Raw genomic sequence first — 25,572 nt, 5'->3', positions numbered from 1 at the left:
ATGGCCTGTGGGGATGCCGTTTACGGGCGCGGCCTCTGCCGCCCCAGGGCTGGGCTAAGCTTTGAGGCAGCGGGGCGGTTCGCCCGCTACAACCTGAGCGGGGCCATATTCAAATGCGATGTGAAGGGTGCGGGTACGCGAATCCGGCTGATGCCAAGTACTGCGAGCAGTGTGGCACCCGGCTGCAACCGGCCTGTCCGCGCTGTGGACCTGGGGTCGGCCCGGCAGCCCGCTTCTGCCGGGAATGCGGTGCCGCCCTGGATGGGGGCAGGCAGGTAGCCGTGCCGTCCGTCGGCACGGACGAAATGTCCGCGCCGCTGCGCTATACGCCGCCCCACCTGGCCGCCCGGCTGCGGGCTGAACAGGCGGCCCTGGCCGCACGCAGCGGTGCCGAGGGCGAGCGCAAAACCATCAGCGTGCTCTTTGCCGACATGGCCGGCTCCACCGCGATGGTGCATGACCGTGACCCGGAAGACGCCCGTCGGCTGATCGACCCGGTGCTCGCGCTGATGATGGAGGCCGTCCACCATTACCAGGGCTATGTCGCCAAATCGCTGGGGGATGGGATATTGGCCCTGTTCGGTGCCCCGATCGGCTGCGAAGACCACGCCCAGCGGGCACTCTATGCGGCACTGCGCATGCAGGAGGCGATGCGTCACTACAGCGACCAGGCACGGCTGGAAGACGGGGTTTCGCTGCAGATCAGGGTCGGAGTCCATACCGGTGAAGTTGTCGTCCGGGCGATCCACACCGAGGACCTTCAGATCGATTACGATCCGGTCGGACATACCATCAATATCGCGTCACGGCTCGAGGGTATCGCCGCCCCCGGCACGGTGCTGGTAAGCGACGAGACCTGCCGGCTGGCCGAAGGCTACTTTCGCTTCAAGACCCTGGGTGCCACCGCGTTCAAGGGTGTACCCGAACCCATGGTGGTGCACGAAGTCCTGGGTAGCGGCCCGCTGCGAACCCGGCTGCAGGTTGCGATGAGCCGTGGTCTGGCGAGCTTCGTCGGGCGCCAGGCGGAGCTGGCCCGAATGCGCTCAGCGTTGCAGCGTGCCTGCGCCGGCCAGGGTCAGGTTGTCGGCGTGGTGGGCGAACCCGGTGTCGGCAAGTCGCGGCTGTTCTATGAATTCAAGCACGGACTGGAGCCGCCCTGCCTGGTACTGGAGACCTATTCGGTATCCCATGGCAAGGCATTCCCTTATCTGCCGTTGATCGAGCTGCTGAAAAACTACTTGCAGATCCTGCCGCAGGATGACGAGCGGCAGCGCCGGGAGAAGGTAACCGGCAAGCTGCTGACGCTGGAGCCCGGGCTCGAAGACTGCCTGCCCTATGTGCTCTATCTGCTGGGGTTGGCCGGTGCGACCTCGCCGCTGTTGCAGATGGATCTGAACATCAGGCGCCAGCGTACCTTCGATGCGATCAAGCGTATCCTGCTGTGCGAGAGCCTCAAGCAGCCGCTGATCCTGATCTTCGAGGACCTGCAGTGGCTGGATCGCGAAACCGAGGCCTTCATCGACTGTTTGACTGACGGCATTGCCGGTGCCCGGGTGCTGCTGCTGGTCAATTTTAGGCCCGAATACCCCCAGGGTTTTGATGACCGCAGCTACTGTACGCAGCTGCGGCTGGTACCCCTGGGCAAGGATGAATCCGGGGAATTGCTCGAAACCCTGTTGGGTAAGGACGCTTCGCTGGCGCCGATCAAGCCGCTGATCATGCAACAGACTGAAGGCAATCCGTTTTTTCTCGAGGAGGTGGTCCAGACGCTGCTCGAAGAAGAGGTACTCAGTGGGGCACCGGGCCACTGCCGTCTACAGCGGATGCCGGCACTACTGCATATCCCAACGACGGTTCAGGGCGTGCTGACGACCCGCATCGACCGGCTCGCCAGGCCGGAAAAGGAACTGCTGCAGACGCTGGCGGTGATCGGCAAGGCCTTTGCCTGGCGTCTCATCAGGCGACTGTCGGACCGACCGGAGGATGAACTGGGCCGTCTGCTGTCGCGTCTGCAGGCCGGCGAGTTCATCTATGAAGTGCCGGCGGGCCCGGACGAGGAATACCACTTCAAGCATGGCCTGACCCAGGAGGTCGCCTATGCTTCCCTGCTCAAGGGGCGTCGCAGACAGCTGCACGAACGCACCGGTCAGGCGATCGAGACGCTGCATCGCCACCGCCTCGAAGACCACCTCGGGGAGCTGGCGCATCACTACAGCCGCAGCGACAATTCTGCCAAGGCGGTCGAGTTCCAGCACAAGGCCGGGAGACAGGCGGCGCAGCGCTCGGCCAACCACGAAGCCGCGGCCCAGCTGCGCGGTGCCCTGGCAACCCTGGAGCGGCTGCCGGCCGGCAGCGAGCGCGACCACCTCGAACTCGAAATACAGCTCGTACTCGGGGCGGCGCAGATGTCGGTCCGGGGTATCGGCTCGGCGGAGGTCGAACAGGCCTATACCCGTGCGTTGTCGCTGTGTCGTGAGCTTCACCAAACGAAACAGCTGTTCCCCGTGCTGGTGGGGTTGCGCAGGTACTACACCATGCGGGCGAACTTCCAGACCGCGCAGGACCTGGCGCAGCAGTTGCTCAGGCTGGCCGAGCGCGAGCAGGACGAGGAGTACCGCCTGCAGGCCCATTTTGCCATGGCGGCGGTGCTGTTTTTTCGCGGGCAGCTGGACGAATCGCGGCGGCACTTTGAGCAGTGCACCCTGATCGGTGATCCCGAGGCCCACCGGGCGCAGGCATTCCGCTACAGCATTGAACCGGGGCTGCTGTCGCGGTGCTTCCTGGGCTGGGTCCTCTGGTACACCGGCAATGCGGACAGGGCGTTGACGCAGTGCCAGGCCGTCGTCAACCAGGCACGGGAGTCATCTCCGCCCTTCGTGCTGGCCGAAGTCATCGACGGCCTTGCCGAACTGCACCAGCTGCGAGGTGAAGCCTCTGCCACGCAGGAGTGGGCCGAAGCCGCGATGGCGCTGTGCCGCGAGGAGGGGCTGCCGTACTGGCTGGCGCGCGCCACCGTTCTGTACGGCTGGGCGCTGGCGATGCAGGGGCAGCACCGGTATGGGATCGCGCGTATCCGCGAAGGCCTGAAACATTATGAGTCGAGTGGCGGCCTGATGATGTATCCACGCTATCTGGCGCTGTTATCGCAGGCGCTGGGCGGAGCGGGCAGGACCCGGGCGGCGTTAAGGACCCTGGCCGCAGCGAAGGCACAGGCCAAAACCAGCGGCGAGCGCCTTTACCTGGCCGAGATATTACGCCAGGAGGCCGAACTCCTACTGGCACAGGGCGCGGCAACGGAGTCGGAGCGGGAGGCCGAGTGTTGTCTGCTACAGGCCATCGACACAGCACGGGAGCAGGGGGCCAGGGCGCTGCAGCTTCGGGCCGCAACGAGCCTCGCACGGCTGTGGTGGCGCCAGGGCAAGGCAGCGCAGGGGCTCGAGGTGCTGCAGGAGAGTTACCGCCCGGTCACCGAAGGTTTCGCCACGGCGGACCTGCGGGAAGCCAAAGCGCTGCTGGAACAACTGGCGCAGGCTTGATCCCAGGCGTTGTTGCCCGTGCGGGCATGGTCGCTCGAGCGCCGCTAAAGGAACAGCAGCGTGCAGGGTATGACCACAAGCCCCACCAGGTTTCCGACGATGACCACCGATGCCACTCGCTGCGGCGCCTGGTTGTAGCGTTCCGCCAGCATATAGTTCATCAAAGCCGGTGGCAGTACGCTGAACAGTATCAACAGGGGGAGCTGCTGCGCAGGCAGCGGGAAGGCGATATTGATCAGCAGCGCCACGACCAGGCCGGACAGCGGGCAGAGAATGCCGCCGACGAGCCCCTGTCCCCAGTCGTCAACCCGGACGGTGGCCATGCGGATGCCCAGGGTGACCAGCATCAGCGGTATCGACACCTGGCCCAGCATGGAGACGGCGGTCCCCAGGGCCTCGGGTATTGCGAGCTCAAAATAGCTGAAGCCGATGCCCAGCATCGCCGCCAGTATCATGGGTGTGCGGATAAACCGGGCCAGCGAGAAACGCCGGTCGAGCATGTAGACGCCCAGGGTCATGTGCAGCGACATTTCGACCACCCAGAGAATGACGGCGGCGGGCAATGCCGGTTCGCCGAAGGCCAGTACCGCCAGGGGGATGCCAAGATTGCCGCTGTTGTTGAACATCATCGAGGGCAGCAGGTTGCGGCAGTCCAGCCGCAGCCCTTTCAGCACAGGGTAGGCGGTGAGGGCCGAACCCAGTACGACCAGCGCACCGGCCAGCGCGAGCCCCTGGTACAGGCCGAGTTCAAATTCCCTGACGGCCAGGACATCGAATATCAGGGCCGGGGTGAAGATGTCCATGTTCACCCGGTTTGCGAAGCCGGTATCGGGCTCGCGTTTGCGACCGTAGAGGTAGCCCGCAGCAACGATGACGACCAGGGGGCAGACGGTCAGGAACACTCGACCGATCAGCTCTGCGCTCATACTCCAACTCTTTCCTTGTCAGTGGCAGCTGTCCGAACGTGGCCACGGTGCGGCCTTCACCGGGGCCACCGGGCAGCCCCGACCGTCGACCTGCGTCAGGCGATGCCGTCGCGGATATTGCCGAAGTAGGCCTCGGTGCCGACCTGCCCGCCCTTGAGTGCGACCTCGAGCCCGTCGAAGGCGGCGTTTTCGCTGTGGGCCGTGCATAGCGGTGACCCCGGGGTTTCGGCGAGCGGCAGGCGCGTGGTCAGGGCGTAGATGCCGAGCTGCTGCAGGGCATGGCTCGACGTATCGCCGCCGGCAACCACGACGCGGCGCAGCGATTCGAGTTCCGTGAGCCGTTTCAGGATTTCACCCAGGGAGGCGCCTATCCGGTGGCGGAAGGCTTCACTGCACTCCTCGGGGGCCACCAAGTTCGATTCAGGTCCGCGCGCGGTATAGAGGACGACGCTCTTGCCCTGGCGCAGTACCTCGCAGCCCTGGTCGACGGCGGCCTGCTTGGCGCGGGGATTTTCGATCGGGTCTGCAATTTCGCGGGCGTCCAGGGCGATGGCGACGAAGCCGTTACGCTCCGCCCAGGCGATCTGGCCGGCGGTGACCTCCGAGCAACTGCCGGACACCACGGCGATGCGATCAACCGCACCCGGGTTCGGATACTCGGCTTTACCGGGAATCAGGCCGCTGTCCTTCCAGGCCTGTATCAGGGCGTACTCGATGCCCGAAGACCCGACCATGAACTGACCGCCGGGGCGACGTGTGCGCCAGAGCTGGCGGCCAACCTGGCGCTGCACATCAAGGTCCGGCACATCGTACAGCAGCACCTCGGCACCGCCGTCGAGCAGCTGGTCGACCCGGGCGTCGACGTCGTCGCGGCGCAGGCTGACCATGTCGGCCAGCGCGATGGTCTTGTCGGTCTGCTTGCCCAGGTGCAGGCAGAGGTCGCTTTCGTCCATCGGCGTCACCGGATGGCGGCTCATCACCGGGTGGCGGTCGATGCGGTGCACCGAACCCCGCGCCGCCGCGAACAGGTGTCCGAAAGCGGTATAGCGCTTGAGCTGGGGCGCGCCGACCACCACCGGGGTGACATCCTGCTCAAACAGCCCGTGGCCGATATCCAGCGCCTTGCCGATACTGCCCACCGCGGGCGCGCTGTCGAAGGTCGAACAGACCTTGTAGTGACAGATGTCGGCGCCAAGACGCTTGAGCCAGCCAAAGGCCTGCGGCAGGTGCTGTTCCATCCACTGCGGCGACTCGCTGCGGCTGGTGCCGGCGAGCCCGACGACGCGGCAGTCGGCGAACTGGGCCCGCTGCGCATCGGTGGGCGGTTTCAGGAAGAGTACCGTCGGTACACCGTGGAGGCTCAGCGACTCCATGACGTCGGTGGATCCGGTCAGGTCGTCGCCGTAATAGGTCAGTAGCAGCTTGTCTGTCATTTGCGAAATGCCTCTATTGCCTGGGCGAGTTCAGGGTGGTTCTGGGCGTAGGTCTCCAGCGCTATACCCTGTTCGGCGGCGTCCCAGGCCTGGCGCAGGCTGTCGATACCGCCGCGGATACCACCGGGGTGGCCCATGATGCCGCCGCCGCAGCAATAGATGAGGTCGGTGTTGCCCAGGGCCGCATAGGTATCGCCGACCTGCTCCGCGCTCTGGGCGGAGGAGAACACCGGCATGATGCGGCAGCTGTTGTGGGGCGCGTCGAACATCGGTGTCTGGCAGGCTTGTGCCGACGCGATCACCGATTCGTCGCCTTCACTGAACTTGTTGCGCAGGCCGTTGACGTGCAGGTGGTCGACGCCGGCCAGGCGCCAGAGTTTCTGGTAGGCGATATAGCTCATGCCGATGTACGGCGAACGGCTGTAGAGCCCCCAACCGGCGCGATGGCCGTGGATAGGCACCGCGCTGTACTCGCGCAGCTTGGCCAGTCCCGGCAGGCCGACGCTGTTGAGCGTGGCCATGACACAGGTGCCGCCGGCGGCCAGTACATAGTCGTGGTGCCGCTTCATTTCGTCGATATCGCCGGTGATGTTGAAGGCGTACATGGCTTTTTTGCCGGTACGGTCGGCATGCTCGTTAATGACGCGCATGACGGCATCGACGCGCTCGGTGAGCGGATTGTGGGGGCCATTGGCCTGGAGTTCGTCGTCCTTGATGAAGTCGATACCGGCGCTGACCAGTTCATGCACGATGTTGGCGGTTCCCTCCGGCGACAGGCCGACGCTGGGCTTGATGATGGTACCTATCAGGGGACCCTGGTCGATGCCCGCCAGCGTGCGGGTCCCTTCGATGCCGAAGGCGGGGCCGCGGTACGCCTGCGCGAACTCGGAGGTCAGCTGAATGTCCAGCAGCCGCAGGCCGGAAAACTCTTTCAGCTCGAACAGGTTGCCGGCGATGGTCGCGAGCAGGTTGGGCAGCGAGGGGCCCATGTTCTCGATGGGCCAGGACAGCTCGACCTGGGCACGCTGAAAGACAGGCGCGCCGCCGTTGGTTTTGGGCAGCGAAAGTATCGGCAGCGAAGGTGCCGATACCGTCTCCAGCGGTTCGATGCGCTCGACCCGGGCGCCGTGGGCCTGTCGCAGCTCGTTGGTTTCAGCCTTCAGTCGGGTGAAGGTCCCGCATGACTGTTCACCCGCCATGACCTGTGCTGCGACATCCAGCGGGTAGGGGGTTTCGATCCAGTAGGTTGCGCGAATGCGTTCGGCCATCAGTCAGCCTCCAGGTGTTATTTGAGTGTCGGGTGTACGCGCTGGTGGTCGCTGCGATGTCCTGACCGAAGACGGCAGGATTTATCGTCAGATCGACCTAGCTGGTATCGATAGTACGTCATCATACCAGTTGATGTAAACAACATCTGTCGTGCCACTGCAGTTTGAGGATTCAGGTGTCGCCGCGATGGCAGTGCCCGGCGATGGCCGCTGCAGGTCCGGCGGTATACAGGGTGATGACCTGCGGTCACGTCGATGGGCCGCTCAGTGCTCCCGTGGGCGGGCCTTTGGGTAGCGGCTTGCAGGCGCTGATGCCTGTGCTTTGTGTAATGCACAGCGGGTGCGGCTTCGGCTGCAGGGTTCGGCTGGCGGGTTTGGTTGGCAGGGGTGGCGGGGAAGTCGTGGCCGGAATCGAAAAGGCGGGGTTTAGGGCCCCCGGGGCCCTTTGTCTAGCGCAGAAAGAAGCCAACCGGCTTGGGGGTTGGCGGCTGTTGCCGTGGCTAGTGTACTGCTTCACCCTAATGGGTGCTTATAGAGCCCGCCAATTTGTGTCCGGCAAGGCGCCGTTCGCCGGTAATAGTGGGGCTCTTGCCAAGAGCGGCAACGCAGCTGGGCGCGAATTGGCGCGCTCCCTGCGGGCGAGCCGCCAGAAGGCCGTCCGCGGTGTTGCATTTCCTCGACATAGGCCCACTATGCCTTCGAAAATGCGCCGTGCGGCCCACCTCCTGGCGACTCGCTAAAAGCGCCTCTAAGAGCGAAGCAGTACACTAGGTGATCGGCCCGGTACCGTTCGCCCGGTCGGTGCCGGACTGGCTGGTGTACAGGGCCTTGGCGCGCTTGAGGTGGCTGGTCATGGCCTGTTCGGCGGCGTCGGCGTCGTTAGCCGCGATGGCCCTCAAGATCTGGGCGTGTTCATCGAGAGTGACCTGCTCGTTGCCTTCCCAAAGCAGAATGGTCGAGTGGAACTTCGCCAGCCAGCTCAGCATGGCCCGACTGGTGGCTTCGAAGATGGTGTTCCCGGTGATGGCGGCAATGCCGGTGTGAAAGGCCATGTCCGCTTCGACGAAGGCCTGGCAGTCCAGGTTGAGCTGCTCGGCCTGGGCCTGGAGCAGCTTCTCGAGGCGAGCGATATCCTCCGGGCCCGCCAGCTCGGCGGCGCGGCGTACCATGCCAATCTCGAAAAAGGTGCGGGCTTCCTTCAGCTGCTCAAGTGATTTGGGTGACTGCAGCAGCATGTGGCGGGCGGTGAAGTCGATCTGCGAGATCAGGCCCGCGGCGGTCAATTCAAGCACCCGTGGTCGCTGGCCATGGGAGATCGATACCAGGCCTGCATGTTCCAGCGACTGCATGGCTTCGCGCACCGCCGGGCGGCCGACACCGAACTCCTCCATCAGCTCCCGCTCCGATGGCAGGTTGTCACCGGGCGCATAGTCGCCGTTCTGAATCATCCCGTAGAGCCGGTCGAACACATCGTCCGACAGCCTCCGCCTGACTATTTTTTTCGATCCTTTCATAGGGCTGCGTATTCCTGTAACTGGCTGTGGGCCGCACAGGGCGCGGCCATATGGGGCGAAGTCTAACAGCAGGCGGCCGCCAGCAGAATGCTGGGCCCGGAAAATAACTGTTGACATGATGGTATAGATATTATGTCATTATACCAGTTGCGGCAAGGCGACCCAGCTGTCGCACTGGCCGTTATCCGCTACGGGATGTTCCGGCAGCCGGTAGCGCAGCTCCAAACCTTAACGAATAGAGGCACAGACATATGACAACAATCGCCCTGATCGGCGCCGGCGGGAAAATGGGCTTCCGGCTGTCGAGTAACCTGAAGGACTCCGACTTCGACGTCCGTCACGTGGAGGTCAGCGAAGCCGGCCGCGCACGCCTGCAGACCGAGCTCGGAATCACTTGCGTCGACGTTGAAAAAGCCGTGCCCGGCGCGGATGCCGTGATCCTGGCTGTGCCAGACAACCTCGTCGGCAAGATTTCAGCGGGCCTCAATTCAATGCTGGAAAGCGGCACCATGGTCATCACGCTGGATGCCGCTGCACCCTTCGCCGGTCACCTGCCGGATCGCAGCGACCTGGTTTACTTCGTGACCCACCCGTGCCATCCGCCGATCTTCAATGACGAGACCGATCTTGAAGCCAAGCGGGACTATTTTGGCGGCGTGCGTGCCAAGCAGCACATCGTCAACGCCCTGATGCAGGGCCCCGAGGGCAGTTACGAGCTGGGCGAGAAGATCGGCCGCACCATCTATGCGCCGGTGGTGCGCTCGCACCGCGTATCCGTGGAAGAGATGGCGTTGCTGGAGCCGGGCCTGTCCGAAACGGTCTGCGCCACCCTGCTGGTGATCATGCGCGAGGCGATGGACGAAGTCGTGCGCCGCGGTGTGAGCTACGAGTGCGCCCGTGATTTCCTGCTGGGCCATATGAACATCCTCGCCGCAGTCATCTTCGACGAGCAGCCGGGCGTATTTTCGGATGCCTGCAACAAGGCAATCGACAATGCCAAGGGCCAGATCATGAAAGAAGACTGGCTGAAGGTGTTCGAACCGCAAGAGATCGCCGAAAGCATCAAGCGTATTACCTGATCGTCCGGGGCGCAGGCAGGGCCTGTCTCTTGCGCGTTCTGCGCCCCATACTGCTATAGAAGAGCCTTATATAATTAAAACAAGTAGGAGTTTTACCATGAAAACCATCACCCGTTTCCTGTCCGGTACAGTGCTCGGCGTAGGTCTGTCGCTCGCGTCCATGACCCAGGCTGCGCAGGAAATGAACCTCGCCTTCACCCCGCCGCTCAACTCCCACTACGGCGACGCCGGCAAGGCGTTTGCCGACAAAATGGAACAGCTCAGCGGCGGCGCCTTCAAGATCAACCTGAAACCTGCCGGTGCTCTGGGTGGCGAGCGCGATGTCGTAGAGGGGCTGCAGATCGGTTCCGTCGAGCTGACGATCACCTCCACCGGGCCGGTCGGCAGTTTTGTACCGGAGGTCTTCACGCTCGACTTCCCGTTCCTGTTCGACAGCTATGCGAGCGCACACCAGGTGCTGGACGGTGAAATCGGCCAGGAGCTGCTGGCCAAGTTCGAGCCGCAGGGGCTGATCGGCCTGGCGTGGGCCGAGAACGGCTTTCGCCATGTCACCAACAACGTCCATCCGGTCGAAAAACCTGAAGACCTCGCCGGTCTGAAGCTGCGCACCATGGAGAACAAGGTGCATATAGCGGCGTTCCAGGCCGCCGGCGCCGCGCCGACGCCGATGTCCTGGACCGAGGTTATTACCGCGTTGCAGCAGGGCACCGTCGACGGTCAGGAAAACCCGGTGACCATTCTGACCGCCAACAATTTCTGGGAATTCCAGAAATACCTGACGCTCACCGGTCATGTCTACTCGCCCGCCGCCGTGCTCATGTCCAAGATCGTCTGGGATGACCTGGACGAGCAGCAGCGGGGCTGGTTTGTCGAGGCTGCCAGGGCCGCGGCACAGGCATCCCGTGACACCGTAGCCAGGAACGAAAAGGCCGGTGTCGAACTGCTGCAGCAGAACGGCATGGAAGTCGTCACCAATATCGACAAGGCTGCTTTTCAGGCTGCGGTGCAACCGGCCTACGACAAGTACGCCGAAGAGTACGGTGCGAGCCTGATCCAGCGTATCCGCGACGCTCAGTAAATCCTTCGTGCAAAGGGTCCCCTGGGGCCCTTTCGCAACTCCTCTGTACTTCTCTCTGGAGGCCGCAATGCTATTTAAAGCCCTTTCGAGGTGTAACCAGAGTCTCGTCAGCCTCAGCCACAATATTGCCGCCCTGTTACTGGCAATCTCGGTTGCGCTCGTGTTCTACCAGGTGGTGACCCGCTTCATTGTCGGCGAGTCTTCCACCTGGTCCGAGGTGCTGGCGCGGGGACTCGTAGTCTGGTGCGTCTTCCTCTCGGCCGCTGCCTGCTTTCGGCTCGGCAACATGATCGCGATCGAAATCCTGCTGCAGAACCTGCCGCGCCGCCTGCAGATCATCGGCCACCGGGTTATAGCGCTGCTGACGCTCACCTTCCTTGGCATCCTGGTCTGGTACGGCACGCTGATGACCCTCAGGGTGGCAGGCCAGCCCGTGGCCATGCTGGATTTTTCCATCGCCTGGTTCTACAGCTCGATTCCGGTGGGTGCGGCGTTCGCCTTCCTGGCGGTGCTGATGAAGCATGCCGAACACGAGTGCACCTACCGGACGCGCACGCTCAAGGATAAAAACAATAGCCTTTGTGGAGAGACATCATGAACCTGGCCATCGCACTGGCGCTGATCCTGTTCTTCGCGATCTCGGTACCCGTCGCGGTTTCCATTGCGCTTTCGAGCATCTTTGGGATCGTGCTCTTTACCAATATTCCCCTGCTGGTGGTGCCGCAGCGGATGTTCGTGGGGCTGGATAGCTTTCCGCTGATGGCGGTGCCGTTCTTTATCCTCGCCGGCAACATCATGGTGAAAAGCGGCGTCGCCGCGCGCCTGGTGGATTTCGCCAAGTCGCTGGTCGGCGGCATGCAGGGGGGGCTGGCCTGCGCCTGTGTCGTGACCTGCATGATTTTCGCTGCGGTGTCGGGATCGAGCGTCGCAACTACCTTCGCCATCGGCAGCATTCTGATTCCTGCCATGGTCAAACATGGCTATCCGACGCCGATGGCGGCCTCCATCCAGGCCTCGAGTGCTGAGCTGGGCGTGATCATTCCACCGTCGGTGCCGCTCATCCTCTACGGGGTCAGCACAGAAACCTCCATCGGCCAGCTGTTTATGGCCGGCCTGGGGCCGGGCCTGCTGATCGGCGGCGCCCTGATCCTGATGGTTGTCATCTGGTGTCGCATCAAGGGTTACGGCAAGGACGACGGCGACGGCAACCTGCCGTTAACGGCGTCCATGGGGCGTGCCTTCCTGGCGCTGCTGATGCCGGTCATCATTATCGGCGGCATCTACGGCGGTATCTTCACACCCACCGAAGCGTCTGCGATCGCAGTCGTCTACGGTCTGTTCCTCGGGCTGATCGTGTATCGCACCATCTCGTTCCGGGATTTGCCAACGATCTTCCGGGAAAGCGTGGTTTCGTCGGCGAGTGTCATGCTGATCATTTCGGCCGCCGCGCTGCTGAGCTTCATCATCAGCCGTTCGGGACTGCCGAACGAAATTGGTGAGTGGGCCCGCGCGACCTTCGAGAGCAAATATACCTTCCTGCTGGCGATCAACCTGCTGCTCTTTATCGTTGGCATGTTTGTCGAAACCGCGGCCGCCATTCTGATACTGGCGCCGATTCTTGCCCCGATCGCGATCGCCTTCGGTATCGATCCGGTGCACTTCGGCATTATCGTCGTGTGCAACCTGGCGCTCGGCATGTTTACACCGCCGCTGGGCATCAACCTCTTCGCCGCCTGCCAGGTCGCGCAGATACGGGTTGAGCAAATTTTCCGTTCACTGCTGCTCCCGGTATTAACGGTGGTGCTTTGCCTCATGACGATCACGTACGTACCGGCGATCTCGTTGTTCCTCAGAGATCTGATTTATCGCTAGTGGCCAAGTGCCATTTCTAACCGAATCAAGTAGGGACTGGACGATGTTACGCAGAACCAAAATAGTGGCCACCCTGGGCCCCGCAACCGACGCCCCGGGCGTGCTGGAGGCCTTGCTGTGCGCAGGGGTCAACCTCGTACGCCTGAACTTCTCCCACGGCAGCGCCGACGATCACAGGCGCAGGGCCCGTGAGGTGCGGGAAACCGCGCACAAACTGGGGCTGTTCGTCGGTATTCTGGGCGACCTGCAGGGGCCGAAGATACGCATCGCGCGCTTCGCGTCCGGCAAGGTCGTGCTGGAGAACGGTCAGGACTTTACCCTCGATACCGCGCTGGATGCGGACGTCGGCGACGCGACCCGGGTTGGCGTCGACTACAAGCCACTGGCGCAGGATTGCGCGGCGGGCGATGTGCTGTTGCTGGACGATGGCCGACTGGAGTTGCGGGTCAAGTCGATCAGCGGCACCCGGGTCGAGTGCGAGGTCGTGAACGGTGGCGTCCTGTCGAACAACAAGGGGATCAACCGCAAGGGCGGTGGGCTGTCGGCCTCGGCCCTGACCGACAAGGACCGCGACGATATCCGGACCGCAGCCGCGATCGGTGTCGATTACCTGGCGGTGTCCTTCCCGCGGGGGGCTGAGGACATGGAGCTGGCCCGCGAGCTGGCCCAGGCTGCCGGTTGCCAGGCGGGCCTGGTCGCCAAGATCGAGCGGGCCGAAGCCACCGCCACCCAGGTGCAGCTCGATGCGATTATCAAGGCCTCGGACGCGGTCATGGTGGCGCGCGGCGACCTCGGGGTCGAAATCGGTGACGCCGAGCTGATCGGCGTGCAAAAACTGATCATCGAGCGGGCGCGCAAGCTCAACAGAAGCGTCATCACCGCGACCCAGATGATGGAGTCGATGATTCACAGCCCGCTGCCGACCCGGGCCGAGGTGTTCGATGTCGCCAACGCGGTACTCGACGGTACCGATGCGGTGATGCTGTCGGCGGAAACGGCGGCCGGTGATTACCCGGTGGAGACGGTGGCGGCGATGGCCCGCGTCATCATCGGGGCGGAGCGGCACCCGTCTGCGCAGCAGTCTGGACACCGCCTGAACCGTTCGTTCGAGCGTATCGACGAGTCCATCGCGCTGTCCGCGATGTACTGTGCCAACCACCTCGAAGGCGTCAAGGCCATCATTTGCATGACCGAAACCGGTGCCACGCCGCTGATCATGTCCCGCATCCGTTCGGGGCTGCCGATCTTCGCCTTCACGCCGTCTCCCGGCACCCAGCGCCGGGTGGCGCTGTATCGCGGCGTCAACACGATCCCCTTTGACGGGGCGACGCTGGAGAGCAGTGGCGTCAATCAGAACGCTGTCAATCGGCTGATAGACCTCGGCGTCGTCGTCCCCGGCGATAGCGTCATCATCACCAAGGGTGACTATACCAACGTCCATGGCGGGACCAACACGATGAAGATCGTCACAGTGGGCGAGGCGATACTGTAAATCCACGCCGCGGCGAGCTGCCGGCGGCCCGGATACAGCGTCCGGGCTATGGCGGTTTCGACAGGTTTCCCGGGTGACGGTCGTGCAGACGCTAGGCTGCAGGTCCCACCCGGCTTTTCGAAAGCAGAGAGTAAGTATATGAACGACCGAATCAGAATCGGCGACCTGCAGGTCGCGGCGCCGCTGCATGAACTGGTGGCCAACGAGATTGCGCCCGGTAGCGGGATCACGTCGGCGGAGTTCTGGCGCGCATTCGAGAACATCATCGACGAGCTGGCGCCGATAAACCGCGCGCTGCTGCAAAAGCGCGATGAAATCCAGGCGCAGATGGACCAGTGGCACCGTGATCACCAGGGCCAGCCCCTGGACGCGGCTGCGTACCAGGCCTTCCTGCGCGAAATTGGCTACCTGGTGCCCGAAGGCGAGGCGTTCAGTATCACGACGGCGAACGTCGATGACGAGATCGCCCGGGTGGCCGGCCCGCAGCTGGTCGTGCCCGTCAACAACGCCCGCTTTGCCCTCAATGCGGCCAATGCCCGCTGGGGCAGTCTCTATGATGCGCTCTACGGTAGTGATGTCATCGATGAGTCCGCAGGGGGCGAGAGAGGCTCGAGCTTCAATGCAAAACGTGCCTTGCGCGTGATCGCCTGGGCCGCGGAATTTCTCGATCAGGCGGTGCCGCTGGCCAGTGGCAGTCATGCCCAGGTCAGGGAGTATGCGCTGGCAGAAGACGCAGGCTGCACGGGTTTGGCAGTTACCCTTGGTAATGGCGAGATCACGGCATTGGCTGATTCACAGCAGTTTGCGGGCTTTGGCACCGCCGATGATGGCGCCAAGACAATCTTATTGCGTAACAATGGGTTACACATAGAACTGCAGCTGGACTCTAAACACCCTGTCGGTGCACTGTCGGCCTCGGGCCTGAAGGATCTGGTGCTGGAGTCGGCGCTCAGCACCATCATGGATTGTGAGGATTCGGTCGCCGCGGTCGACGCCCAGGACAAGGTGGGCGTCTATCGCAACTGGCTCGGGCTGATGCAAGGCACGCTGGAGGAAAGCTTCAGCAAGGGTGGGGAAACCATCCGGCGGCGCCTGAACGGCGATCGTTGCTACCGCACGCCTGCGGGCGAGGAACTGCGTCTGCACGGGCGCAGCCTGCTGCTGGTGCGTAACGTCGGTCACCTGATGACCACCGATGCTGTGCTGGATCGCGACGGCCAGCCGGTGCCGGAAGGCATTCTCGATCTGATGGTTACCAGCCTCTGCGCACTGCACGACCTCAAAGGCGGGAGTCAGTACCGCAACAGTCGCAGTGGCAGCATCTACATCGTCAAGCCCAAGATGCACGGGCCCGAGGAAGTCGCCTTCACCAACAGGCTGTTCACAGGTGTCGAGCAGGCCCTGGGGCTGGCGCCCAATACGCTTAAGGTCGGTGTCATGGATGAGGAACGCCGCACCTCGGCCAACCTGGCCGAGTGCATCAGGGCGGTGCGCGAGCGGCTTTTCTTTATCAATACCGGTTTCCTGGATCGCACCGGTGACGAGATCCACACCAGCATGCAGGCGGGCCCGATGCTGCCCAAGGATGCCATCAAGGCGCAGCCCTGGATCGGCGCCTACGAAGACCGCAATGTGGATATAGGTCTGGCCTGCGGCCTGCGCGGCCGGGCCCAGATCGGCAAGGGCATGTGGGCCATGCCCGATGAAATGAAACAGATGCTCGACGCCAAGATTGTACACCCCCGGGCCGGTGCGAGCTGTGCCTGGGTGCCGTCCCCCACGGCGGCAACGCTGCATGTGACGCACTATCACCAGGTGAACGTGGCACAGCGCCAGCAGGAACTGCAGGGCGGCAGCCGTGCAGAGCTTAAGGCCCTGCTGAGGCCGCCACTGTTGGGGGATGAACGTCTCACGCCACAGCAGATCCAGGCCGAAGTGGAGAACAATGTGCAGGGAATTCTGGGGTACGTGGTGCGCTGGGTAGGCCAGGGCATCGGTTGCTCCAAAGTGCCGGACATCCACAATGTTGGCCTGATGGAAGATCGCGCCACCCTGCGCATATCCAGCCAGCACCTGGCCAACTGGCTGTTGCACGGTATCTGTACCGACGATCAGGTACTGGATACCCTCAAGCGCATGGCAGTGGTGGTGGATGCACAGAACGCAGCAGACCCGGCTTACCAGCGCATGGTGCCGGAGCTGGAACGCAGTGTGGCATTTCAGGCCGCCTGTGATCTGATTTTCAAAGGCTGCGAGCAACCCAGCGGCTATACCGAGCCTTTGCTGCATCAGCGCCGGCGTGAACAAAAAGCGCTGCAGGCCAGCAGCTGACAGGCTAACGTGAACCGTCACGCCGGCAGGTAACAGAACCTGTTGCAGGCAGGTCGAACAACAGGGCAGGGGCGCACAAAGGCTCCTGCCGGATACCCTTTTAAGGAGCTGTACCATGTTAACCATTAATCGACTCGACCAGGCCGATGCCCGTCTTCTGATCGCAGGCGCCGCCGCCCGGGCCACCGAAATAGGCGTGCCGATGTGTATCGCCATTACTGATGAATCCGGCAATCTGCTGGCGTTCGAGCGCATGGACGGCGGCAAGGTCACCAGCATCACCGTGGCCCAGGACAAGTCATTTACCGCCAGTGCGGCGCGCAAGGCGACCCATGAATACAACGCCGCCTGTGTGCCGGGCAATCTGGTGTTCGGCATCCATACGGCGCTCGGCGGTCGGCTGTGTGTGGTGGGCGGTGGCCTGCCGGTAATGGTTGATGGTGAAGTTGTGGGGGGTATTGGCCTGAGTTCCGGCACACCGGCACAGGATATGGATTGTGCCCAGGCCGGTATTGATCACTTTATGCAACGCCGGGGCGCTTAAGCAAAGCGCCGGGAATAGAGCGGAGCCCCGTCATGACTGAAAAATCCAAACCTGATAAAGCCCGGCTAGTGGAACTGTTTCGCAGCTTCATTGACCCCGAGTACGTGATCGAGGACGCCGAGACCCAGCGGCCCTACGAGTGCGATGGCCTGTCGATGTACTGTGAAATGCCGCTTATCGTGGTGTTGCCTGACACCGTTGAGCAGGTGCAGCGGGTGCTGCAGATTTGCCATCAGCAGGGCGTCCCCGTGGTGGCCCGCGGTGCCGGCACCGGGCTCTGTGCCGGGGCCATGCCCCACGCCGAGGGGGTCGTGCTGTCCCTGGCGAAGTTCAATCGCATTCTGGCCATTGACCCACTGGCGCGCACCGCCCGGGTGCAGCCTGGCGTGCGCAATCTGGCCATCACTGAAGCGGCGGCCGAGCATGGGCTCTACTACGGCCCTGATCCGTCGTCCCAGATCGCCTGCACTATAGGCGGCAATGTGGCGGAAAACTCAGGCGGTGTGCATTGCCTGAAGTATGGCCTCACGGTGCACAACATCCTTAGCGTCGAGATGCTTAGCGTCGAGGGCGAGAAACTCAGTATCGGCAGCCAGGGGCTCGATAGCTGCGGCATGGACCTGATGGCGCTGATTACCGGTTCCGAAGGCCTGCTGGGCATTGTGACCGAGGTCACCGTCAAGCTGTTGCCCCAGCCCGAAAAGGCCCAGGTGGTGATGGCCGCGTTCGACAGCGTGCAAAAGGCGGGGGATGCGGTGGGGGGCATTATTTCCCGCGGCATTATTCCGGCAGGCCTCGAAATGATGGACACCTACGCCATCAGTGCGGCGGAAGACTTCGCCAAGGCAGGTTACCCCAAGGGCGCCCAGGCGCTGTTGTTGTGCGAAGTGGATGGCACCGCCGAGGAAGTGCAGGAGCATATCGCCCAGGTCGAGAGCCTGTTTGCTTCTTTTGGCGCCACCTCGATACGCACCTCACAAAGCGAAGCCGAACGGGCCCTGCTGTGGAAGGGTCGCAAGTCGGCCTTCCCGGCGGTGGGGCGCATTTCACCGGACTACTACTGCATGGACGGCACTATCCCCCGCGGGCAGCTGGCCCATGTGCTGACCGAAATGCAGCGCATGTCCGATGAGTATCAGCTGCGTGTGGCCAATGTGTTTCATGCCGGTGATGGCAATCTGCACCCGCTGATTCTGTTCGATGCCAATGTGCCGGGTGAATTTGAAAGAACCGAAGAGTTCGGTGGTCGTATTCTCGAGCTTTGTGTTGAGGTGGGCGGCTGCATTACCGGTGAGCATGGCGTGGGCATCGAGAAGATTCGCCAGATGCCGATCCAGTTCAACGCGCAGGAGCTGCGGCAGTTCAACGCCATCAAGGATGCCTTTGATCCGGCCGGCACCCTGAATCCCGGCAAGGGTGTGCCGACACTGCGCCACTGCCAGGAACACCGGGCGCTGGAAACCAGGCCCATGCCCGCAACCCCTGATACAACGGGAGCCGCCTGATATGGCAGATATAGCAAATCACCTGCAGCAGCAGATACTGTCCGCCCGGGATGCGGGCACCCCGCTGAATATCATGGGCGGTAACAGCAAGGCCTTCATGGGCCGCGTTGCGACGGGTGACCCCCTGCGGGTTGGCGAGCATCGCGGTATCGTCAGCTACCAGCCGGTGGAGCTGGTGCTCACCGCCCGGGCCGGCACGCCCTTGACCGAGCTCGTCGCTGCACTGGATGAGCATAATCAAATGCTGTCCTTCGAGCCGCCACGCTTTGGTGGCGCCGCCACTATCGGCGGTACCCTGGCGTGCAATCAGTCCGGCCCCGGCCGGCCCTGGTGGAGCTCGGTGCGCGATCAGGTGCTGGGTGTGCGCCTGCTGAATGGCCGTGGCGAGCATCTGCGCTTTGGCGGCCAGGTGATGAAAAACGTCGCCGGTTACGATGTCTCGCGACTGCAGGCCGGCGCCATGGGCAGCCTGGGTCTGATTACCGAGGTCAGCCTCAAGGTGCTGCCAAAACCCGCCGTCACCCGCACTTTGGTGTTCGATGTAGCGCTGGAAGATGCGGTGGCGCTGATGAATCGGCGTGCCGCCGAACCCAAGCCGCTGTCGGCGGCCTGCTGGCTCGACAACCGGCTCTATCTGCGTCTCAGCGGCGCCCGGGCTGCGGTGGATGCCACGTTGTCGCAATGGCAGGGCGAGCAATTGGAGAGCCAAGGCACGCAGCTGGAGGATGACGAGTCCTTCTGGGCGGCATTGCGGGATCAAACCCTGGGGTTCTTTGAGGGGGATGCGCCGCTGTGGCGCTTTTCGATCAAGTCCACGGCGGCCAATCCGGATTTGCCGGGCAACTGGCTGATCGACTGGGGCGGCGCCCAACGCTGGTATCGCGGTGATGCCAGCATGGCGCAGATGCAGCAACTGGCCGAAGCCGCGGGCGGACAGGTGAGCCTGTTCCGTGGTGGTGACCGCCAGGCGGATGTGATGCATCCGCAGGCCAGGGCACTGCAGCTCCTTCAACAGCGACTCAAGCAGTCTTTCGATCCGGATGGCCTGTTCAATCCCGGTCGTCTGTATAGCTGGATGTAACAGGCAGGTTTGCAATGAAAACGAACATACTACCCGAATTCAAGCAGAGCGCCCGGGGGCAGGAGGCGGAGTCCATTCTGCGCAGCTGCGTCCACTGTGGCTTCTGCACCGCCACCTGCCCGACCTACCAGGAACTGAATGATGAACGCGATGGCCCGCGCGGGCGCATTTATCTCATCAAGCAGCTGCTGGAAGAGGGCACTGTCACGGAAAAAACCCGTACCCATCTGGATCGCTGCCTGACGTGTCGCAGCTGTGAAACTACCTGCCCGTCGGGGGTGCAGTACGGCCGGCTGGTGGATATAGGCCGCGCCATTGTCGACGAAAAGCTGGAGCGTCCGCCGGCGCAGCGTCTGTTACGCTGGAGTCTGCGCCAGGTTTTACCCTATCCCGCCCGTTTCGGGCCTCTGCTGCGCCTGGGGCAGAGCCTCAAGCCGCTGCTACCGGCGGTGCTCAAGGCCAAGCTGCCGCCCAAGCGCAGATCAAGTCCCTGGCCCGTGAGTAGCCATCCCCGGGTGATGCTGGCACTGGCCGGCTGCGCCCAGCCCGCAGCGGCGCCCAACACCAATGCGGCCACCGCACGGGTGCTGGATCGCCTGGGCATCAGCCTGGTGGAAGCGCCCAAAGCCGGGTGTTGCGGTGCGGTCAGCTATCATCTGTCGGCCCACGATGAGGGCCTGGATTTCATGCGCCGTAATATCGATGCCTGGTGGCCGGCGATTGAAGCCGGTGCCGAAGCCATCGTTATGACGGCGTCGGGCTGTGGTGCCATGGTGCAGGAATACGGCCATTTACTGCGCCAGGACAAGGCCTATGCCGACAAGGCACGGCGGGTCAGCGAACTGACCCGTGATCTGGGTGAGGTTCTGCTGCAAGAGGACCTGTCGGTGCTGGCGCCCAATCCTGCTGCCACCGGCAAGGTCGCCTTTCACTGCCCCTGTACGCTGCAGCATGCCATGAAGCAAAGCGGTGTGGTGGAGCAGGTGCTGGAAAAGGCCGGCGTAGAGCTGGCCAAAACCAAGGACAAGCACCTGTGCTGTGGCTCCGCCGGTACTTACTCCATCCTGCAGCCCGAAATGAGCCAGAAGCTGCTGCGCAATAAACTGGACGCGCTGACCCTAGACAACCCCGAACGCATCGTCACGGCCAATATCGGCTGTCAGCTGCATCTGGAGTCAAAGTCGGATCGTCCGGTGCAGCACTGGATTGAATTGCTGGATCGCTGAGATCCGGTTGCAAGTGCGAGCAGGAGGTTAAAAAACCGTCATTCGTAGTGAGCATCAGACCTTGCCCGTTTGAACTGTTCTCCACCGTTTCGCTGCGGATGTCGGAATTCACTGCGCTCATTACCTACGGGGTGCCGTTGCAGCCTGATGAGCCTGCGAATTCCGGGACGTGAGCCCCAGGCGAATTTCGAGGATCTGCCGGCGAATTCCGGGAAACAGGGGGCAGCGATGCAGGCATTTGGGTGATAAACTGGCGCCCATTGAGTCTGCCGGCCCCCGGTGACTGTTTCGCTTGGCACAGCTTGATCTTCAAGGCGTTGTGTCTGTAGTGGTTCTGGGGGGCGGCAGTTGGTGTGGCGCAGGCCTTCTGCAAGGATTACAGAACCGATGAACGACAGCCTGAACGACGGGCCCAAAGCTGGCAAGAAAACCTCCTCAGGCGCGGTTCAGGTGCAGTCTCTGAGCCGTGCACTGTTACTGCTCAAACGCATTTCCGCCTCCAGCAACGGCCTGAATCTGACCGAGCTCGCCGGCGAACTCGCGCTGGCGCCATCCACTGCACACCGCCTGCTGAACAGCATGCGGCAGCTTGGTTTTGTCGATTTCGACGAGCAGAGCGGCCTCTGGACCGTGGGCGTGACCGCATTCTCGGTCGGCAGCGCCTATCTGAAAAAGCGCGACTTCGTGGCCGAAGCCCGCAGTCATATGAAGCGGCTGGTGGCCGAGACCGGCGAAACCTCGAATCTGGCGATTCTGGACGGCCACAACCATGTGTTTGTCGGCCAGGTGGAATGCAGCGAAGTCATGCGCATGGTGGTGCAGATCGGCAGCCGTGGCACCCTGCACGCGGCCGGTGTCGGCAAGGCGCTGCTGTCGGGCCTGAGTGATACCGAAGTCACCAATATCATCAACCATACCGGGCTTGCGTCCCTGACGCAGAACACCATCACTACACCGGCGGTCTTTATGGAGGAACTGCGCAAGATCCGTCTGCAGGGTTTTTCCGTGGATGACGAAGAGCAGGTCTCGGGCCTGCGCTGCATCGCCGCCAATATCTACGACGAAAACGCGGAAGTCATAGCCGCGGTGTCCATTTCCGGGCCTTCGGTACGGGTGAGCCGCGACCGGCTGGATCACTACAGCGCGGCTGTGATGCGCGCGGCCGCTGCGATTACCCTGGCGATCGGTGGCACGCGGCCGGTGCAGCGTGCGTCGGTCTGATACCCCGGGCCAGGCTCGGCGGGCTGCTAACCGGCTACACAAGGCACAGCAAAGGATGGCGTTATGCTGGGTGCGCTGACACTGATTATCGGCCTGCAGGTAGTGGGTACCGTGCTGGCCGAGATACTGGCCCTGCCGTTACCGGGCCCGGTGCTGGGCATGGTGCTGTTTCTGCTGGTGCTGGCCGTTATCCGGCGTCCCTGGGCGGAACTGGAACAGGTTAACAACTTTTTTCTGGCCAACCTGTCGTTGCTCTTTGTGCCGGCGGCCGTGGGTATCGTCAGCCATCTGGAATTGGTGAGCCCGATTCTGGGCCGGCTCTTGCTGGTACTGCTGCTGAGCCTGCTGGCGGGGCTGGTCGTTACGGCGCTGATATTTGCGCGGCTTGCACGCCGCTTTACGCCCGCCTGTGACGAGGAGTTGCTGCCATGAACGCCGACCTCACACCCCTGTGGGTCTATCTCGGGCGGGATCCGCTAACCTGGCTGCTGATTACACTGGGTGCTTTTGTACTGTCGCGCGCCCTGCATGAGCGGGCAGGGCAGTCGGCCCTGCTCAACCCCATGGCCCTGACGGTGTGCCAGCTGGTGCTGCTGCTCAGTATCACCGGCGTCAGCTACGATGCCTATTTCACCGGTGCCCAGTTTATCCATGTGTTACTCGGCCCTGCGGTGGTTTGCCTGGCGCTGCCCATCTGGCAGAACAGACGCAGTATCAGGCGCAGTCTGCCAGCGCTGATTCCGGCGCTTGTGGCCGGCTCCCTGGTGTCGGTGCTGAGCGCCGTCGGGCTGGGCTGGGCGCTGGGGCTCGACAGTACCATTCTGCTGACGCTGGTGCCCAAGTCCGTTACCGCCCCGGTGGCCATGGGTATCGCCCAGAATCTGGGCGGTATCCCCGAGCTTGCCGCGGTGCTCTGTGCCGTGACCGGCATTTTCGGTGCCATTATCGGCGTGCCGCTGATGACGCGCTTGGGGATAAGAGATGCCCGGGCCCAGGGCCTGGCCATGGGTGTGACCAGCCATGGCATCGGCACCGCCGCGGCTTTCCAGGTTAACAGTGTCATGGGGGTCTACAGCTCTATCGGCATGGCGCTGAATGCGATGCTTACGGCGATACTGGCGGGTACGCTGCTCCTGGTCTGGCTGTAGCGCCAACCCTGGACAGTCACCATGTCTGTGCCATTCTCTGTTGCTTGGCGGGTGTAGCCACCCGCCTGAAGCACCTTACCTGATCAGCGCGTCACCGTCTGAACGGCGGTATCCCAGCCATCCTGAGCGACCTGGTCGGCCTGTCTACCCGCGTCCGACCGGCGCTATTCGTCACTCGTTGTTCTTTCAGGGGCCGCGACAAGCTCGCGGGTCTGCAGGCTGTCCACAAGCAGGCGGGCCGGTACGCTGAGGCTGTTGTAGTCGCGCATGCAGATGACAAAGTTGCGATGGGTCCAGTCGTTGGTCAGCGGTATTACCCGCAGCCCCAGGGCGGCTTCCACGGGCAGCGCCGCCTCGACCGGAATCACCGCGATGGCGAGGTTCGCCGCCACGAAACGAAAGGCCGCCTCGAAGGTGGTGACCTGTATGCGGTAGCGGATCGACCTGTTGGCCGCCGCAGCTTCGCGCCGCTGGGTCAGCTGGACGACACTGCCCGACTGGATTTCCAGGTGCTCGTAGTCAAGGGTGTCTTCGAAGCGCAGCTGCTGGCGCGATGCCAGCGGATGGGACGGATGCACCACCACGGCCAGGCGATCATGGCGGTAGGGCAGAACCTGTAAGCCGCGCATATCGCTGACATCCCAGCAGACACCAATATCGGCACGGCCATCCTCTATACCGCGCACAATTTCGGAGCTGACTTTTTCGTCCAGGCTGACCTTCACACTGGGATAGTCACGCACAAAGGTTCCGATATCCTCCGGCAGAAACTCCACCACCGCCGACATGCTGGCGAAGATCCGTACATGGCCATGCACGCCGCGGGAAAATTCGCTGAGTTCGGCAAACATGCGTTCCATCGATTGCAGCAGCGGTCGGGCGTAGCGCAGCAGCGCCTCGCCGGCCGGGGTCAGGCTAATGCCGCGCCTGTCCCGTTGCATCAGCTGGACGCCGACCCGGTCCTCCAGAGCGCTGAGCCGCTTGCTGATGGCCGAGGCCACGATGGCCTCGCGCTCGGCGGCGAGCACAATGCTGCGCTCTTCGCACACGGCAACGAACAGCCGCAGGCTGACCGGATCAAAATAACGCATGGTTCGCTTCCTTTGTTTACTTGGGGCTGTCCCGGGTCTGTGGCACCGGGCACGGCGTCCTGTGCTTATAAAAATTCCGTATCGGAATCTTAATCGCGAATAATTGGCACTGTAAACATCATCCGGGAATTTATAAAGTGTAATCCATCAAACGCTGGCCAACGACACCGCAAACGACCAGCCATTACCAATGGTCAGAACGGCTGAATACCCGGCGGACTGAACACTGATAGTGCGGCATAACAGGAGCGAGAATAATAACGATGACACTTTCCATGAGAGAACCCATGCCTGCCCAGGCACAGATCCGCGAAGTCGGCCTGCGTGATGGCCTGCAGAGCCTGTCCCGGGTCATGCCCACAGAGTTCAAATGCAACTGGATCCGCCAGGCCTATGAGGCCGGCATGCGCGAGATGGAGGTTGTCTCCTTCGTGCCGCCCAGGCTGCTGCCGCAGATGGCCGACAGTGTCGAGGTCGTGGCCTTCGCCAAGACGCTGCCGGGTCTGCAGGTCTGCTCCCTGGTACCCAACGTCAAGGGCGCCGAACGGGCCATCGAGGCCGGTGCCGATCTGCTGATCCTGCCCATCTCCGCCAGCTTCGCCCACAGCCAGGCGAACGTGCGCAAAACCCCCGACGAGATGATCGACAACGTGCGTGCCATCGTTGAGGCGCGTAACGCTGCCGGCGCCGCAACCCGGCTGGAAGCCGGCATCGGTACCGCGTTCGGCTGTGCCCTCCAGGGCGAGGTGAAAGAATCTGAAGTGCTGCGCCTGGCCGAAGCGGCGCTCGAGGCCGGTGCCGACTGCATCAGCCTGGCCGATACCGTTGGCTATGCCAACCCGGCGCAGGTGCGACGCCTGTTCCGCCAGGTGTTCGAAATCGCCGGCGATCGCTTCGTGTGCGGCCATTTCCACGATACCCGCGGCCTCGGGCTGGTCAACGTGCTGGCGGCGCTGGATGTCGGCATGACCCGTTTCGATGCGTCGCTGGCCGGCATCGGCGGCTGTCCGTTTGCACCCGGTGCCACCGGCAATGTCGCCACCGAGGATGTCGTCTTCATGCTGAACAGCATGGGCATCGATACCGGCATCGACCTCGAGGCGCTGCTCAAGGTGCGCGCCTGGGTGGGTGGCCCGCTCGAGGGCGAGAGCCTGCGCGGCGCCATCCATCAGGCAGGACTACCGAAAAACTACAAATCTGTGCCTTCTGCTGCCTGAGGAATTTCCG

Annotated in this window: 20 protein-coding genes; 15 read left to right on the top strand and 5 right to left on the bottom strand. The window is 62.9% G+C overall.

What is annotated here, in order from left to right:
* Window positions 1–113 precede the first annotated feature (113 nt).
* On the top strand, window positions 114–3,536 hold the full coding sequence (locus tag A8C75_RS12465) for an adenylate/guanylate cyclase domain-containing protein (protein ID WP_067382752.1): 3,423 nt from the start codon (window positions 114–116) through the stop codon (window positions 3,534–3,536).
* A gap of 44 nt (window positions 3,537–3,580) precedes the next feature.
* Here the strand turns inward: A8C75_RS12465 and A8C75_RS12460 are convergent, their stop codons facing one another.
* The 4 genes from A8C75_RS12460 to nanR form a co-directional block, all read right to left on the bottom strand.
* The gene (locus A8C75_RS12460; protein WP_084784039.1) at window positions 3,581–4,462 is read right to left on the bottom strand and encodes an AEC family transporter; all 882 of its coding nucleotides are present in this window, start codon (window positions 4,460–4,462) and stop codon (window positions 3,581–3,583) included.
* Between the two features lie 95 nt (window positions 4,463–4,557).
* On the bottom strand, window positions 4,558–5,895 hold the full coding sequence (locus tag A8C75_RS12455) for a four-carbon acid sugar kinase family protein (protein WP_067382749.1): 1,338 nt from the start codon (window positions 5,893–5,895) through the stop codon (window positions 4,558–4,560).
* Window positions 5,892–7,163, bottom strand: coding sequence for a ribulose-bisphosphate carboxylase large subunit family protein (locus tag A8C75_RS12450; RefSeq protein ID WP_067382746.1), 1,272 nt, complete (start codon window positions 7,161–7,163; stop codon window positions 5,892–5,894). Before A8C75_RS12450 ends, A8C75_RS12455 begins: the two co-directional genes overlap by 4 nt.
* 767 nt (window positions 7,164–7,930) lie before the next feature.
* The gene (nanR, locus tag A8C75_RS12440; protein ID WP_067382742.1) at window positions 7,931–8,677 is read right to left on the bottom strand and encodes a transcriptional regulator NanR; all 747 of its coding nucleotides are present in this window, start codon (window positions 8,675–8,677) and stop codon (window positions 7,931–7,933) included.
* A 251-nt stretch (window positions 8,678–8,928) separates the two neighbouring features.
* Here nanR and A8C75_RS12435 point away from each other — a divergent pair, with 251 nt between their 5' ends.
* From A8C75_RS12435 to A8C75_RS12375, 13 genes are all read left to right on the top strand, one after another.
* A complete protein-coding gene (locus tag A8C75_RS12435) occupies window positions 8,929–9,756 on the top strand; it encodes a phosphogluconate dehydrogenase C-terminal domain-containing protein (RefSeq protein WP_067382739.1) in 828 nt (275 codons plus the stop codon).
* Between the two features lie 97 nt (window positions 9,757–9,853).
* Window positions 9,854–10,834 (top strand): TRAP transporter substrate-binding protein, encoded by a 981-nt coding sequence (locus A8C75_RS12430; RefSeq protein WP_067382736.1) that lies wholly within the window; start codon window positions 9,854–9,856, stop codon window positions 10,832–10,834.
* A gap of 67 nt (window positions 10,835–10,901) precedes the next feature.
* Complete coding sequence (locus A8C75_RS12425; protein WP_067382734.1) at window positions 10,902–11,432, top strand: TRAP transporter small permease; 531 nt, start codon at window positions 10,902–10,904, stop codon at window positions 11,430–11,432.
* The gene (locus A8C75_RS12420) at window positions 11,429–12,706 is read left to right on the top strand and encodes a TRAP transporter large permease (protein ID WP_067382731.1); all 1,278 of its coding nucleotides are present in this window, start codon (window positions 11,429–11,431) and stop codon (window positions 12,704–12,706) included. Before A8C75_RS12425 ends, A8C75_RS12420 begins: the two co-directional genes overlap by 4 nt.
* A gap of 43 nt (window positions 12,707–12,749) precedes the next feature.
* Entirely contained in the window at window positions 12,750–14,198 is a 1,449-nt protein-coding gene (gene pyk, locus A8C75_RS12415) for a pyruvate kinase (protein ID WP_067382729.1), read from the top strand.
* Between the two features lie 138 nt (window positions 14,199–14,336).
* Window positions 14,337–16,529, top strand: coding sequence for a malate synthase G (locus A8C75_RS12410; RefSeq protein WP_067382727.1), 2,193 nt, complete (start codon window positions 14,337–14,339; stop codon window positions 16,527–16,529).
* A gap of 115 nt (window positions 16,530–16,644) precedes the next feature.
* Window positions 16,645–17,073 carry a GlcG/HbpS family heme-binding protein gene (locus tag A8C75_RS12405; protein ID WP_067382725.1) on the top strand — a complete coding sequence of 143 codons (429 nt, stop codon included), beginning with the start codon at window positions 16,645–16,647 and terminating at the stop codon, window positions 17,071–17,073.
* Window positions 17,074–17,105: 32 nt separating this feature from the next.
* Window positions 17,106–18,578 (top strand): FAD-linked oxidase C-terminal domain-containing protein, encoded by a 1,473-nt coding sequence (locus A8C75_RS12400; protein ID WP_067382722.1) that lies wholly within the window; start codon window positions 17,106–17,108, stop codon window positions 18,576–18,578.
* A 1-nt stretch (window position 18,579) separates the two neighbouring features.
* Window positions 18,580–19,659: a glycolate oxidase subunit GlcE gene (glcE, locus tag A8C75_RS12395; protein ID WP_067382719.1), complete on the top strand. Its 1,080-nt coding sequence runs from the start codon at window positions 18,580–18,582 to the stop codon at window positions 19,657–19,659.
* A 14-nt stretch (window positions 19,660–19,673) separates the two neighbouring features.
* Window positions 19,674–20,885, top strand: coding sequence for a glycolate oxidase subunit GlcF (glcF, locus tag A8C75_RS12390; RefSeq protein WP_067382716.1), 1,212 nt, complete (start codon window positions 19,674–19,676; stop codon window positions 20,883–20,885).
* A 387-nt stretch (window positions 20,886–21,272) separates the two neighbouring features.
* Window positions 21,273–22,106, top strand: a complete 834-nt coding sequence (locus A8C75_RS12385) for an IclR family transcriptional regulator (RefSeq protein WP_067382713.1) — start codon at window positions 21,273–21,275, stop codon at window positions 22,104–22,106.
* A gap of 63 nt (window positions 22,107–22,169) precedes the next feature.
* Entirely contained in the window at window positions 22,170–22,538 is a 369-nt protein-coding gene (locus A8C75_RS12380) for a CidA/LrgA family protein (RefSeq protein WP_067382710.1), read from the top strand.
* The gene (locus tag A8C75_RS12375; protein WP_067382707.1) at window positions 22,535–23,254 is read left to right on the top strand and encodes an LrgB family protein; all 720 of its coding nucleotides are present in this window, start codon (window positions 22,535–22,537) and stop codon (window positions 23,252–23,254) included. The genes A8C75_RS12380 and A8C75_RS12375 overlap by 4 nt, the downstream gene beginning before the upstream one ends.
* A gap of 164 nt (window positions 23,255–23,418) precedes the next feature.
* Here A8C75_RS12375 and A8C75_RS12370 read toward each other — a convergent pair whose 3' ends face one another.
* Complete coding sequence (locus tag A8C75_RS12370) at window positions 23,419–24,345, bottom strand: LysR family transcriptional regulator (RefSeq protein ID WP_067382704.1); 927 nt, start codon at window positions 24,343–24,345, stop codon at window positions 23,419–23,421.
* 275 nt (window positions 24,346–24,620) lie between these two features.
* On the opposite strand from A8C75_RS12370, the gene A8C75_RS12365 reads away from it, so the two are divergent.
* On the top strand, window positions 24,621–25,562 hold the full coding sequence (locus A8C75_RS12365; protein WP_067382701.1) for a hydroxymethylglutaryl-CoA lyase: 942 nt from the start codon (window positions 24,621–24,623) through the stop codon (window positions 25,560–25,562).
* The last annotated feature ends 10 nt before the right edge of the window (window positions 25,563–25,572 follow it).

Source organism: Marinobacterium aestuarii, assembly GCF_001651805.1.
Taxonomy (GTDB): domain Bacteria; phylum Pseudomonadota; class Gammaproteobacteria; order Pseudomonadales; family Balneatricaceae; genus Marinobacterium_A; species Marinobacterium_A aestuarii.
The sequence above is the reverse complement of the archived record's forward strand: the minus strand, read 5'-3'. Positions and strand labels throughout refer to the sequence as shown.